This window comes from Paenibacillus pabuli (assembly GCF_039831995.1).
Lineage (GTDB): Bacteria > Bacillota > Bacilli > Paenibacillales > Paenibacillaceae > Paenibacillus > Paenibacillus pabuli_C.
Genome location: NZ_JBDOIO010000003.1, coordinates 2,604,636 through 2,617,862, shown reverse-complemented (window position 1 = coordinate 2,617,862; position 13,227 = coordinate 2,604,636). Strand labels below are relative to the sequence as shown.

11 protein-coding genes and 1 pseudogene are annotated in these 13,227 nt (G+C 45.5%); 3 read left to right on the top strand and 9 right to left on the bottom strand.

The window, feature by feature from the left end; all coding sequences use genetic code 11:
* Nucleotides 1-3: 3 nt before the first annotated feature.
* From ABGV42_RS14000 to ABGV42_RS13980, 5 genes are all read right to left on the bottom strand, one after another.
* Nucleotides 4-1,053: an ABC transporter ATP-binding protein gene (locus ABGV42_RS14000; RefSeq protein WP_347382184.1), complete on the bottom strand. Its 1,050-nt coding sequence runs from the start codon at nucleotides 1,051-1,053 to the stop codon at nucleotides 4-6.
* Entirely contained in the window at nucleotides 1,050-2,807 is a 1,758-nt protein-coding gene (locus ABGV42_RS13995) for an ABC transporter permease (protein ID WP_347382183.1), read from the bottom strand. The genes ABGV42_RS14000 and ABGV42_RS13995 overlap by 4 nt, the downstream gene beginning before the upstream one ends.
* An 18-nt stretch (nucleotides 2,808-2,825) precedes the next feature.
* Nucleotides 2,826-3,866, bottom strand: coding sequence for an ABC transporter substrate-binding protein (locus ABGV42_RS13990; protein WP_347382182.1), 1,041 nt, complete (start codon nucleotides 3,864-3,866; stop codon nucleotides 2,826-2,828).
* 82 nt (nucleotides 3,867-3,948) lie between these two features.
* On the bottom strand, nucleotides 3,949-4,809 hold the full coding sequence (locus ABGV42_RS13985) for a Cof-type HAD-IIB family hydrolase (RefSeq protein ID WP_347382181.1): 861 nt from the start codon (nucleotides 4,807-4,809) through the stop codon (nucleotides 3,949-3,951).
* Between the two features lie 27 nt (nucleotides 4,810-4,836).
* A complete protein-coding gene (locus tag ABGV42_RS13980; protein WP_347382180.1) occupies nucleotides 4,837-5,571 on the bottom strand; it encodes an MBL fold metallo-hydrolase in 735 nt (244 codons plus the stop codon).
* 229 nt (nucleotides 5,572-5,800) lie between these two features.
* Here ABGV42_RS13980 and ABGV42_RS13975 point away from each other — a divergent pair, with 229 nt between their 5' ends.
* Nucleotides 5,801-6,760: a sugar-binding transcriptional regulator gene (locus tag ABGV42_RS13975; RefSeq protein WP_347382179.1), complete on the top strand. Its 960-nt coding sequence runs from the start codon at nucleotides 5,801-5,803 to the stop codon at nucleotides 6,758-6,760.
* A gap of 1,112 nt (nucleotides 6,761-7,872) precedes the next feature.
* Here the strand turns inward: ABGV42_RS13975 and ABGV42_RS13970 are convergent.
* The 3 genes from ABGV42_RS13970 to ABGV42_RS13960 all read right to left on the bottom strand — a co-directional run bounded on the left by ABGV42_RS13970 (nucleotide 7,873) and on the right by ABGV42_RS13960 (nucleotide 11,401).
* Nucleotides 7,873-8,391, bottom strand: a complete 519-nt coding sequence (locus tag ABGV42_RS13970; protein WP_347382178.1) for a hypothetical protein — start codon at nucleotides 8,389-8,391, stop codon at nucleotides 7,873-7,875.
* A gap of 8 nt (nucleotides 8,392-8,399) precedes the next feature.
* The gene (locus ABGV42_RS13965) at nucleotides 8,400-9,287 is read right to left on the bottom strand and encodes an NAD-dependent epimerase/dehydratase family protein (RefSeq protein ID WP_347382177.1); all 888 of its coding nucleotides are present in this window, start codon (nucleotides 9,285-9,287) and stop codon (nucleotides 8,400-8,402) included.
* An 803-nt stretch (nucleotides 9,288-10,090) separates the two neighbouring features.
* On the bottom strand, nucleotides 10,091-11,401 hold the full coding sequence (locus ABGV42_RS13960) for an amidohydrolase family protein (protein WP_347382176.1): 1,311 nt from the start codon (nucleotides 11,399-11,401) through the stop codon (nucleotides 10,091-10,093).
* Nucleotides 11,402-11,557: 156 nt separating this feature from the next.
* On the opposite strand from ABGV42_RS13960, the gene ABGV42_RS13955 reads away from it, so the two are divergent.
* Both ABGV42_RS13955 and ABGV42_RS13950 read left to right on the top strand, forming a co-directional pair.
* Nucleotides 11,558-11,986 carry a MarR family winged helix-turn-helix transcriptional regulator gene (locus ABGV42_RS13955; protein WP_347382175.1) on the top strand — a complete coding sequence of 143 codons (429 nt, stop codon included), beginning with the start codon at nucleotides 11,558-11,560 and terminating at the stop codon, nucleotides 11,984-11,986.
* A 449-nt stretch (nucleotides 11,987-12,435) separates the two neighbouring features.
* Nucleotides 12,436-12,585 (top strand): annotated as a pseudogene (locus ABGV42_RS13950) (helicase); the annotation flags it as partial.
* 176 nt (nucleotides 12,586-12,761) lie between these two features.
* Here ABGV42_RS13950 and ABGV42_RS13945 read toward each other — a convergent pair.
* Nucleotides 12,762-13,214, bottom strand: a complete 453-nt coding sequence (locus ABGV42_RS13945) for a hypothetical protein (RefSeq protein WP_347382174.1) — start codon at nucleotides 13,212-13,214, stop codon at nucleotides 12,762-12,764.
* Between the last annotated feature and the right edge of the window lie 13 nt (nucleotides 13,215-13,227).

The window sequence follows — 13,227 nt, the reverse complement described above, 5'->3', positions numbered from 1 at the left end:
TGATCACGCTCCTTCGCTGCCCAAGGATGATATGTTCAGGCTGACTTGCTCATTCATAGAGAAGGATAGCGGGGAGATGACCTCCCACCGACCGGTGTCGCCTTGAATGTCATAATGGAACTCTTTCCCTTGGAACTGTACATTCACGATTTTACCCCCGATGCCTGGCTGCAGATCTGGTTGCAATTGAAACTGATCGGGTCTTACGGGATAGATGCCGTTCAACTTGAAGTAGTCTGCAACGTTGACCCCGGACCAAGACACATTTTCACTACCTTTTGGTTTAAATCGATTCGCTTCCCAGTGACCAGAGACCAAGTTGGATTTTGATACGAATTTCGCTACAAACTCGGTCAAAGGCCTTAAATAGATATCCTGCGGCGTACCTGCTTGCTCGATCCGACCATCTTTCATGACGATGATGCGGTCAGCCATAGCAAGGGCCTCCCCTTGATCATGCGTAACATAAACGATAGCAGATCTTGTATTGCGATGGACTTGCTGAATTTCCCGCCGCATGTCCATGCGCAGCATGGCATCCAGGCTACTCAGTGGTTCGTCCATAAGAAGTAGTGACGGTTCAGGTGCGATGGCTCGTGCTATCGCGACCCTTTGTTTTTGACCCCCAGATAGTTCATGGGGCATCCGCTCCGCCAAATGCGACAAGCCGGACATGTTTAGAACCTCCTGAATGCGAGACTGCTCGTTATTTTTAATGTGTGGCGGAGTGGATTTATGCGTTCGGATCGGGAAGCGCACATGTTCAGCTACATTCATGTGGGGCCAAAGTGCGAAAGATTGAAAGACCATGCCAATCCGACGTTTTTCTGGAGGAAGCAGTGTGCCTGCCCCAGCTACAACGTTGCCGTCTATTGATACTTCGCCGCTGGTGGGCTGCTCGAATCCCGCCAGGATGCGCAGCAGCGTCGTTTTTCCGCAGCCTGATGGTCCAAGGATCGCCACGAATTCTCCATCCTCAATCGTTAAATCAATGGTGTGCAGCGCTTGAAAGCTGCCGAAGGATTTGCTCACCTGTTTAATGTGAATGCTCATGATTTCTTCACTCCCTTGCGTGAGGCCCAGCGCTGAACGAGCAACAGAAGGATGCCTCCTACTGCCATGAGTGCAACGATCAGACTAGACAATGCGGTAGAATATAGGGTGTCCCCTGCCTGTTCAAAACTGAAGATCGTTACGCCAATGGTCTGAGATCCGGAGGAATACAGCAGGGCCGACACGGTAAGTTCGGTCAGCGCGGTCAAAAAGACCAGCATGCCTCCGGTTAACATGCTCGGCAACAGCAATGGTAGCAAAACTGCGCTCCATTTGCGCCAAAACCCGGCACCAGAAATTCGAGCAGCCTCTTCCATGGAGGAATCGAGCTGCATGAACGACGTAACACTGGAACGAATCTGCAAAATCAAGAACCGGCAAATATACGCAATGAACAAGATCGACATGGAGCCGTAGATACCCGGATTCCAACCGGGGATTGGTTCCATCCAAACTAAGATGATGGAGAGCGCGAAGACGATGCCAGGCAACGTATAGGGAACTGCAGTAGCAAGTTCAGCCATTTTGTTGAATGAATTTGGCTTGCGAACCCGCACATAAGCGAATCCCGAGCCGATGACCAGGCAGACCAGCATCGTAACCAGGGACAGTACCAAGCTGTTTTGGATAGATTGCCATACACGCTCGTTTTCAAAAAGGATGTACCGATAATTGTCCAACGTCATATTGGCACGGGTTAGACCTAATCCATATGCTCTTTTCAAAGACATGGAAATCATTGATGAAAGAGGAACAACGGTGATTAAGAGCAAGCCTGTCCAAATGACCCACGTCAGCGGTTTGCGCATGCGTCCCAAAGCGTATCTCGGTGTAAGGTCGGGTTGCATCGTATCCGAAGCGTGGCTTTTACGCAAAAGAATCCATTGCAGCAAACTGCCCACCACGGCGACTGTACCAAGTAGAACGGAGAGAGAGGCACCACGGGCAAAGGCGGATGGACCGAATCCAATAATTTCTTCGTAAATCAGCGTGCTGAGAACAGAAATATTTACGGGCGTGCCCAGAAAAGCGGGAATGCCGAAATTGTCGAGTGAAGCCAAGAAGACCAGCAAACCGCCGGCAGTTAAGCCGGGAAGGGCAAGCGGAAGGGTAATTTTGCGGAATACTTCCAGCCTGCTGGCTCCGCCTGCTCTCGCAGCCCATTCCAGATCGCGCGGGATCTTGCGAAGAACATCCAGTGTGAACATGTAGACTAGCGGAAAATGATGAATGCCCATGACGAAGATGATCCCGCCCAAGCTGTACATGCTCCAAGGAGCTAGGTCCGGATGGATCCATTGAAGTAAACCGGCAAGCCAGCCTTGGGATCCAGTAAAAGAAGACCAGGACAATGTCAATACATAAGAAGGTAGAATGAAGCAAAGCATGATGCCCATATGTAACGCCGATTTATTCCGAATATCCGTATAAGCAACGATCCAAGCCAGCGCTATGCCAAGCACAAGTGCGAACAGGGTAGATCCAGCCACGATATAAAAGGTATTGCGGATGGTCGTCCAAAAGCGCTCTTGCTGCAGCATCTCGCCGTAATGAGCCAGCGTCCAACCGTGTTCACCCTGAAAACTAAGCAAAATCAATTTCAAGATGGGATAGACAAAAAAGACAAGTACAGCAGCTCCGCCAAGCAGTGCACCCAAGCGGCTCCAGCGAAGCTGGCCAAGCCAGGCGGAAAAGGGCTTGCGCCCTTTTCGTGCTGCTTGCCACGAGATGATGTTCGTCTTCGATTTTTCCATATCTAACAGCTCCAATCATTACTCGCCGAATACTTGAATGAATTGTTGCTTGTCCGCTTCACGATCAGCAGCAAGTTTAACCGGGTCACCAGATAAAATCTTCATTTCGGAGACGCTCTTGAGTCCTTCAGGAGGGGAGATACCTTCCCGAATCGGGGAATAACCGATCTCTGCCGACAATTGTTGTCCTTCTTCCGATAAGAGGAAATCAACGAAGGCTTCTGCAGCTGGTACATTGCCGGCATCTTTCATGATTCCAACCGGCTCGGTGATAATCGGCACGCCTTCTTCTGGATAGGTCAACTCAACCGGGGAGCCTTTGGCCTTTTCACGTGCGACGAGATAGTCCACAACAACACCGTATGATTTTTCGCCGCTGGCTACAGCTTTCATAACAGCACCGTTTCCTTTGATAACGGATATGCCATTATCCTTCGTTTGCTGTAGAAAATCCCAACCGAATCCATCTGTACGGCTGAATACGCCAATATTGTAGGCCGCTGCACCAGAATAGAGCGGGCTTGGCATAATCGATGCGTCTTTGCTGTCTGCCCCAGTCAGTACATTCCACGACGTCGGAGGGGAGGCCACTTTTTGCGTGTTGGTCGCAAGTACGGTAGCCATGACCTTGGTTCCCGCATACATGCCGTCAGGGTCAACTAAATCGGCAGGGATTTTGCTTAATTCTGGGGATTTATAGGAGAGTAGAAGGTCTTCTTGCTTCAGGTTTTCAAAGGTTACCGCGTCGGCGAGCAGCAAGACGTCAGCTTGTGTTTTTCCAGCCTGGCGTTCGGCTTGAATTTTGGCGGTGACTTCTTCTGTCCCGGAGCGGAAGACGCTGACATCGACGTCCGGATATTGATCGTTAAAAGCGGAGATTAGCTTTGTAGCATCCTCTTCAGGCTGAGAGGTATAGAAGGACAACTTCCCTGATACCGTACTTGCTCCGGCGTTGACATTGTTCGTTTCTGAAGCGCCTTGTCCTTGTGTAGAGCAGCCGCTAAATATGATCATGCCTGCCAGAACGGGCAGAAGTAATGACTTTTTGAATGGAATCACGAAAGATCTCTCCTTTGTATGCCACTTGTGGCCTCTTATATTTCAGTCGATTTATGAAGTGCAACCAAGGTCATTGAAATGACTATTTAAGCAGGTAATTGCGAATCGCCATAGCGACGCCATCCTGTTCGTTCGTACCTGTAATGACGTTTGCGATCGCTTTGACATGGGGCTCAGCATTGCCCATTGCAATACCCAATCCAGCCCACTGCAGCATGTCCAGATCATTGTCATAATCTCCTGCTACAGCTACCTCTTGTCGATCGATACCTTGCTCTCGGCACAGACGCTCAAGTGCATCGCGCTTGCTGATTCCGACCGCGTTTACGTCAAATCGCAAGTTGCCTGTTTTCGTGCATTGGAACATCCCCGATGCTTCAAGTCGCTTATATAACCTTTCGCGGGCGGCAAGGTTTGTGCAAATGATGGCCGCTTTGTAGATCATGCCAGGCATGCTGTTTACGAACGTTCTGAAATCGGAACCGACTTCAACCAACCGGATCAGTTCGGTTTGATCTTTATAATGATCTTCCGTCCATGGCAGTTCTGGTCGCACAACAACATTATTCATTGCCCAGTTCCGATTCGTATCATTGATTTGCCGTACATATAGAACATTGTAGCCATAGAAATGAACGTAGGCGCCTTCTTCCTCAATCACATCCAGCAAGTATAAAAGGGATGTTGTTTCCAGCGGGAATCCTTCAATCATTTGTCCGGTCTTTGGATCAACAGTTACCGCACCATTCAATGCAACCAGGGTAAAATTCAATGGGATTTCCCTCGCATGTAGCCATACCGAAGCGGGGAAACGTCCAGATGCGATGGTGACATCGACTTCATCCGCCATTAATTGCTGAATGGAGCTTCGCGTTTCTTTTGTAATGATTTTGTTCGGATTCAACATGGTTCCATCCAAATCAAGCGCAAGCAATCTATGCAACGCAATCATTCCTTCCTGTTCGATGGATCATAGGGTATACATGCGCAGTGGCTCAGGGATGTCCACCGGTCCATGGAAGGTCCGACTTGCTTCATCACGCATGAACTCCAAATTACCGTCGCCGGGCAGATGCACGAGTACGAGCTGCTTCACATTGGCCTGTCCAGCAATCATGCCTGCTTGCATCGCATTCATATGTCCCTTGCCAGTGGTGTGTACGCTTCCCTCGCAGATTGTTGCTTCGCACAGGAAAATATCTGCGTCACGGGCGAGCTCGATCAAGGCATTACAATAGGAGGTATCACCCGAATACACCAGCACCTTACCTTTGTAAGAAATCTTGATTGCATAACAAGTAATTGTATGTTCCACATGCACGAATTCGATGTCCGCTCCTGCAAGCCGGACTTTAGTGGAAGGGTCAATCGGAATCACTTTGGTATGTTCGCTGTATAAGCCGTGCAGCATGTCGGCAGGATCATCCGGCGCGTAGAGCTTTAGTTTCTCTTTCATGCGACCATTGCGCATGGCACCTGCTGCCGCATATTGAAGAACGCCAAGGTCTGCCATGTGATCATAATGCAAGTGAGACAGAATCACGCCGGATAAAGCTTCTACCCTGGTTTCGGAAGGGAGCTTGCTCATTACGCCGCTGCCACAATCCAATAAAATTTGTCCCTCGTCGGTGGTTACCAGATATCCTGCTGTTGCCCCGCCTGCTGCGGGGTAGCCTCCCCAATAACCCAGAATCTTTACATTCATCGTTTGCACCTCGGTCTGTCTTGATCTGCAGTCAATTACAAATGTTCTGTGTTGTTACAAATGTTCTGAACAGTTCTCATTGTAAGGATGCTTTATTACTCGGATGTCAAATGAATGTCAAACTTGTGTAAAAACAATTTGGAAAGATGTTCCTCGCTTGACTCCGGCGTGAACGCCATTTTATATTGGGACATGTGTACGCACTATAAAGCAAAAGGCGGACTTGTATGTGAATATAGAAGAGCGCAAAAATTTAGTCAGGGTATGTAAGATGTATTATTACGAATCGTGGACTCAAGAGAAGATTGCGGAGAAACTGGGCGTATCCAGGCCGGTCATCTCCAAAATGCTGCAGCGGGCTAAGGACGAAGGCATCATTGAAATTGTGATTCATGATGACGATCGTGAAATTTCAAATCTGGAAAAAGAGCTTGAGCAAGCTTTTCATTTGAAGCAAGTTCTGGTGGTTCCGACCAAAGATTTAAACAAGGAATTGGTGTCAAGTGCAGTTGGAAGAGCGGCTGCCCAATTTGTGCAACGCTTGATCAAAAACGGGGATCGTGTAGGCGTTTCCTGGGGGAACACGTTGTATCAGATGGTTAGAGAATTTCCGTTAGAGAAAAAGGAAAACGTCAAAATCATTCCACTTGTTGGTGGAACGGGAAATTATCGTAATGAAATGCACTCCAATCAGATCGCGTATGAGCTATCCAAGAAAATGGGAGTCTCATGCGAGAGCTTATATGCCCCTGCGGTGGTAGAGACCGAAGAACTGCGTGAGCAGATTGTGGGTATGGCTAACATTGCAGCAGTTCTGCGAGAGGCGGAACAAATCGATCTGGCACTGGTCGGCATTGGCAATCCGTTTTCAATGTCCACCATGGAACGCTCAGGATACCTCAATGAACAGGCATTAGCTGAACTCAAAGCGATGAATGCGGTTGCAGATATTAATTCTGTGTTTATTACAAGAGACGGTTCGATTGCGAAACATTCGATTAACCGTAAAGTCATTGGACTTGGACTTGAGCAGTTGAAAAAGGCAAAGACGGTTGTCGGGATGGCCTTTGGTCTGCACAAAATTGAGTGCATACTCGCTTCTTTGCGCGGTAAGTACATTAATATGCTCATTACGGATGAGTCGACGGCCAGACGTATTTTGGACGGTCAACTTGTTCCAAATAGCTAATAGAATAATGATAAAAGAAGCAGAAAGTAGAATTAATAAATATTAATTACGAGTAGTCTAAACAATTTCAAGGCAAGCAAATAGGTAGCGGATCGTTAGAGTGCTACCTATTTTGCTATTTTAATTTTTATTGATCAAATGGAACATACATAAATGCTCAAGTTTTACTTTCAATTCACTACAGCAAACTCTACTTAAGAATTGAAAATAAACCTCCTATTAGATGCATTAGACTGAATTGCTCTAAAGGAGGTTTTTGTTATCGATAGAGGAACCAAGGGCAATCATTGCAGACATATAATAAAACTCCGGTTCACATAGTAACCGGAGTTTCAAATGTTCAGCCTCGGATATCGTATAACTGATACAATAGTGGAGTGGTTTTAAGGGTTAATTAGTAAAACGCTCTTGTAGTTTTTTAATTAGAGCGCTGGTATTTTCATATTTGTCTATTCTCTATCTCGTATATGTTTTAATTTGTAGAGCGTTGAAACCTCTAAAATTTATATTCGTATGAATAGGATAATCATAATAAAATTTCCGATAAAAGGAAAAGGGGTTGAGGAAATGAAGCGAGTATTAACCATTATGTTATGTCCATTTGTTATGGTGTTAGGAGCGCTTAGCGGGGCTTCGTTTGGGGGGGATTCTAGCAATGGTGTCCGGTTCATAAGGGATGTTGTAACAGATCGCAGCTATGGGGGGCAAGACCTTTATGATAAAATAGAGCACAGAAATACATAAGCACATTCTTCATTAATTATGACTATTAAGGTCGATAACTCAATAATAACTAATAAAGCAGCTGATCCATGTGATCGGCTGCTTTTGTTAAGTTAACGGGCAGGTTAGTTTAAAGTCATTCGATTGAACCTTATCACAGGTAAGGTTTTTTTTGTGCGCATTTATCAATAAAGAACAAAGCTCGCTATCACTTCAGCGCGCTCTGTTCTTTATATGTCAAAACCAAGTTAGAGTAAAACCCTGTTCGAGGTCTGAGATTAGAGCAGGATGAACAGGCTGCCATCTCAAGATTCTCCGGGTCAAGTTATCGAAAGAAGTAGCGCACTTAGGCGCATTCTCATCCGCAGGTTAACAGTATTCAGGACTGTTTAAACAGATTTATTATACACATCTGCGAAAACTTTCGCAAAGTCTCCGACCTTGACTTTACCAAGGTGGTAGTCGGTTGCACGGAGGCTGGCGTAGAACTCGTCGGCGTTCTCGCAGGCGCGGTTCATTTGGGCAAAGCCGTTGGCAGTGTTTTCGTGGAAGCCGATTTTTTTCATATTCTCAGCAAGAGCTTCAACGGGAATTTGTTGGTATTTGGCTTCGATACCTTTCTCGGCAAGGGCGTTGGGCCAGTCGTTGCCTGTGGCCCAGTCACTAACTATGAACTTCGCGCTTTTACCCGCTGGGGTGTGAGAAATCATGGCGTAAACGACGTCTGCAATATCAACGGGGCTGACCCAGCCTTGTGGGATGTCAACTGAAATTGGGCTGAAGATAGTCTGCTGGGTTTTGAGGCTTTGCATGTCGGCAAAAAGATTGCTGTAAAAGCCGACAGGCCGGATGTGGACAACGTTCACACTTTCAAGCGAGTTTAGCGCGCCTTCTGCAATGATCAACATCACAATCTTCAAAGGCTATTAGCAAGCCAAGTTTGCACGGATTCGGCTTCAGGCTTCCAGCCAAGCAAGTTTCGAGCATGCACAGAGCGAATTCGGCAATTCGTCGCAAGTGTATATTGAGCCAGAAGGCCAAATTCAGAAACCGCTTCTTCCAGAGACCAGCTCACCGTGCGTCCCTCATATCCAAGCGCCTCACTCACGTAACGGCTTAGATCACGGAACGATTCCTCGCCATTTTCTGCGAAAAAGTAAGAGGAGGATGGCGCTTTGTCTAGCGCAAGAAGATACAAATGGGCCAAGTCACGAATATGGACGTTCGACCATCTGTTCAGACCTTTGCCAATATAGACTCCGGCCTTCACTTCTTTCGATTTCTGTACAATCATTGGAAGCTGAATGCTGTCTCTTGGAAGTCCGAGAGACGTTCCATATACCATGGAAGGTACGATGACAATGCCTCGCACTCCTTGATCGACCCCTGCTTTGCGCACCAGCTCATTGACTCGAATCGATTCCAAGTCCCTTGTTACAGGTGTTTCTTCGTTATAGATTTGCTCGCTTTGGAATTCGCCCTTGGCATCATCCCCAACGTTGCCTGAACCGGATGTGTGAATCAACGGCTTTCCTGTACCGCGCAAAGCGCTAATAAACGTCTCAATAGCCTTGCGGTGAGCAACGTCAGCTGTATGAATCACTCCATCGCTCCGTTTTGCGTAATCAGCCAGTATTTCCGTATCTCCAAGTGTGCCCACGACAGGCTCCACTCCAAGCTCTTTCAGCTCGTTTATTTCGCTGGTGCCCCGGGTCAGACCATAAATTGAATGCCCTGCATCGAGCAATACTTTAGCCACAGAACTTCCAATATATCCGGTAACGCCTGTCATAAATATTTTCATCGTTCGTCATCTCCCTAATCTAAGTAAAGTGATACGATCTGTCACTGCCTCCTATTCTTAAATAAACAATCGGATATTATAGATACTCTATATCTATAATAGAGACAAAAAAAGGTGCGTGATTCAGCTTGCATTCATACAAAGAACCAGCTCCTTTGATCGCATGGACATGAAGTGCATAGTCGAGTTAAGAATAATTCATTTGCGCTCCTATTATCGACTCATCGAGTCCATAATCGACTGACTTAGCTCATTTTAGGGCTACGGATTGCATATGTCAAGTACCTGTCTCGCTAAACCGACATAAACCATTGTCATCTTAAACTTGTTGCTCTTAGCATCCATATGAGACGGATTGCATAGCAGCGTATTCCACATGATAGAACTGCCAAGCGTACCAGAAGACTGAAAATATCTGGTCATAGACTCTGTCGAAATCAAAAAATGTATTCGTGAGGGGGGATTAGAAGCGCCACATTCTGATCTAGAAATGCTTTTAGGTCGCAAACCACTTTCCGTAAAAGAAGCATTGCAAATGCTATTAAAATAATGAAAATAACCGCTGTTACTATACAGCGGTTATTTTTTGCGTAAGTGAGTTAGAGATTAAAGTGACAAACTAAATTGTCTGCTGTGGTCAAAGGCTACATGCAGGGAATATAGAGTTTAAACTAACGGGAAACTCTAACTCGATAAACCAAGAAGACGGCTTGATAATTTTTATGTCTACACTGGTATTATCCAGTTTGTTAGTGAAGTACCACATTCGCTCTAACGACATGATGTGGAGATGCAGATTCTCATTAACATAGTTGTTGCAGGCCTTTGAGCCACACTGATTTGATTGACAGGGTATCTGAAATATTAGTGGTTGGATCACCATCTACGAGAATAATATCAGCTCGTGCACCTTCGGTAATACGGCCGCGATCGAGAAGACCAAAGCAGCGGGCTGGTTTCGCAGTAGCCGACTGAAGGGCTTCGCACGGAGTGAACCCCGCTTTTACCAGCAATTGCATTTCATGATGGACGCTGGCGCCATGAGCAAGGCCGCCAAGGTTTGGAACGGGAACTGGTGCGACATCTGTCCCTACCAGAATATCAACTCCGGCACGGTGAAGATCCATCACATTCTTAAAGCTGTTCTCCATATTGCCTTGAGGGAACGTATTAAAGCTTGAATTCAAAATATCGATCCATTCCGGACTTAATTTAGAATGAACACGCGGATCGTTTGCCAATTCAGAGGCAGGATTTCCGATAATCGATGAATTTAACACCAAGCAAGGTGTAACAAAAGCGCCTGCATCTGCTATAGCTTTCACTAACTCGGACGTGTTCTCGGGTCTGTCGATAAACAAGTGCCCTAAACCGTCAACTCCAAAATTGATAGCTTGTTGCGATGAAAGAGCAGTCAAGACGTGGGCGATGACCAGCTTATCGAGCTTGTGGGCTTCTGTCACGGATGCTTTTAGAATCTCATCGTTTAGTACAGGCAGGCCAGGTGCTCCCATGACCGTTCCTTCTTCAATCATGATTTTAATATAGTCCGCTCCATTCTCCACTTGGGTATGCACATGTTTAATCGCTTCTTTCACCGTCGTCACTTGTGGTATCTCTTCGTGATCGTGAGCGTATGCGGCCAACATCGCTTCCCGGTCTTCCTCCGATAACTTCTCTAGCTCCTTTAATACGAATTCTGGAATTTCATCTCCGTCTGGCAGCAACTCATCTGGATGTCCGCCTGGAGCGGTGATCGCTGTGCCAGCAGAACGGACGTCTGCGATGTCATGCACATTTTTCAACTGAATTTCGCGACCACGTTTAGTAAAATCCCCGTTCATTTCAAGTTCTGTTGTAACGCCGAATTTTAAGGCATCTCTTAATCCGCCGATTGAGGTGTGGACATGTGCATCAATAAGACCAGGCATTAGAGTCGCATTTTCTCCATCGATAATCGTTGCATCGGCAGGTAGGTCTCCGCCCACTGAAATAATGGATTCTCCTTTAATGACAACATGTCTAGGTATAATCATTTGCTCCCCATCAAAGATACGTACATTTGTAATTGCTGTAACTTGTTCTAACACAGTATTTTGTATGACCTTCTCCATGTGAATCCCTCCAAATTGTTTATGTATTACGATTAGGATACTAACTGTTAGTCTTCTAACTGTCAATAAACTAATATTCATTTGACAAGCTTATAGGATCACAGTATAGTTTGTTTACTTACAATTAGATTCCTAACAATGACAGGGAGGACGATCATGCAAACGCCAAAGGACACGCCTTATCTGGATTTGTTTCAGATTATTGGTCTTAAGTTAAAGAAGAGAGCAGACGAAAGTATAAAGGAGCTGGGATTGAACGCTCAACAAGGGAAAGTAATCGACTATATTTATCAAAACCAAGATAATCAAATTATTCAAAAGGACCTTGCAGATCGGTTTCATCTACGTGGGGCCAGCATTACAAGCATGCTTCAAGGTTTAGAGCAAAAAGGGTATATCGTGCGCAGAATCCCGCCCAACAATGAACGCCAAAAAAATATATATGTCTTGCCAAAATCAATTGAATTAATTGAAAACTTTCAAGACTCGTTCCAAAGAGTGGAGGAAGATATTGTTCAAGTCCTTACAGAGGAGGAGAAGCAAATCCTAAAGGAAATGCTGATCAAAATTAATGAACGCTTGTGAGAGAGGAAAAAATCACCCTACGGCTACTTTTTAAGGGAATTACCGAAAGGGCAAGGGGAAAATTGACCGGAGAGCCAAAGCCAGGTTTATCGTACAAGTTACCAACCTGGTCGGATTTACTTTAGAAAAGTTACTGTGACTGCAGACAACAGAATCGCCGATTTGGAAGAGTCCTCTAGTTGTATAAGCATCATCATTTTAAGGAATAAAAGTTGTCGCGGGTTAATAAATATATTTGCCCTTATCAAAACGAGAATGTTCGACTCAACGTCCAAGTAACGATGATTTTATCCACCTCAAGCAGCTGCAATGATGCTTACAAACAGACGCTTATCAGATGCTTCAAACTTAGTTAGAACATATGTAAAAAAGAATCAAACTGTTAATCTGTGATGTACTTAGTTAACGGTTTTTTGTTATGAAAAAATGCGGAAGAGATGTCGAGGAGAAGACTTGTGTATCTTGATCAACCTGAAGGTTATTCGGGACATCCTATTCAGCAACATAGAGCTCCAGTGGGCTCTATCACAATTGCATCGGAGATACTAACTGAAGACGAAGATTTTCCAAAAGGGTTTTATCTTAGACGAATTAATGGCGCGGAAGGTATTTCTCTCATTTTTACTGTGTCTCTTATTTTAAAGGGTACAAGCTTTTGCCTAAGTTAAAGACAAGAGCCTGTACCCTTATCACTTAGATGAAGACTTAAGAGAGCAAAGAATTTCGAAAATAAAGGTTTCACTCGACAGGGAGGGCCAGCAAGTACATCGATACCTCAATCATCTGAGTATAACGTTGCATTAAAACTCTCTGGCCCCAACCGCACGTTATTCACACTAAACAAAGGATTATAGGTGAATATTGCGTAAGCTGAATAAATAATTTGTCCACTTCCGGAAGTGGGTACATTGTATTCTGAACCGGTAAAGCTGAATACACATGGGCTAAAGAATTCGTTAGCAAGTACTATAGTACCAGCTCTGTAAACCAGCTGCTGAGAGGCTCCTAATCCCCGGTATACTTCGATAACAAGGTTTCCGTTAATAGGCAAGTCATTGGCAGTAAGTTCGACTATACCTGAAAAGAGCGTACGGACCAATGTACCTGGGTTATTTACTTGCAATCCTAATTGAGCAAAGAGTAAAGGAACTCCATTTGTAAAACTAGGAGTTATAATGTTTCGTCCATTAGAGCCTTGAGAAGTACGTGCATCTAACGTTTTGACCATGGTTGTCCTCCTC

Bases quoted from the DNA above. Each gene is read 5' to 3' on its own strand.
- ABGV42_RS13955 (WP_347382175.1), top strand. From the start codon at position 11,558: ATGCAAACGCCAAAGGACACGCCTTATCTGGATTTGTTTCAGATTATT.
- ABGV42_RS13960 (WP_347382176.1), bottom strand. From the start codon at position 11,401: ATGGAGAAGGTCATACAAAATACTGTGTTAGAACAAGTTACAGCAATT.
- ABGV42_RS13945 (WP_347382174.1), bottom strand. From the start codon at position 13,214: ATGGTCAAAACGTTAGATGCACGTACTTCTCAAGGCTCTAATGGACGA.
- ABGV42_RS13980 (WP_347382180.1), bottom strand. From the start codon at position 5,571: ATGAATGTAAAGATTCTGGGTTATTGGGGAGGCTACCCCGCAGCAGGC.
- ABGV42_RS13965 (WP_347382177.1), bottom strand. From the start codon at position 9,287: ATGAAAATATTTATGACAGGCGTTACCGGATATATTGGAAGTTCTGTG.
- ABGV42_RS13970 (WP_347382178.1), bottom strand. From the start codon at position 8,391: ATGTTGATCATTGCAGAAGGCGCGCTAAACTCGCTTGAAAGTGTGAAC.
- ABGV42_RS14000 (WP_347382184.1), bottom strand. From the start codon at position 1,053: ATGAGCATTCACATTAAACAGGTGAGCAAATCCTTCGGCAGCTTTCAA.
- ABGV42_RS13995 (WP_347382183.1), bottom strand. From the start codon at position 2,807: ATGGAAAAATCGAAGACGAACATCATCTCGTGGCAAGCAGCACGAAAA.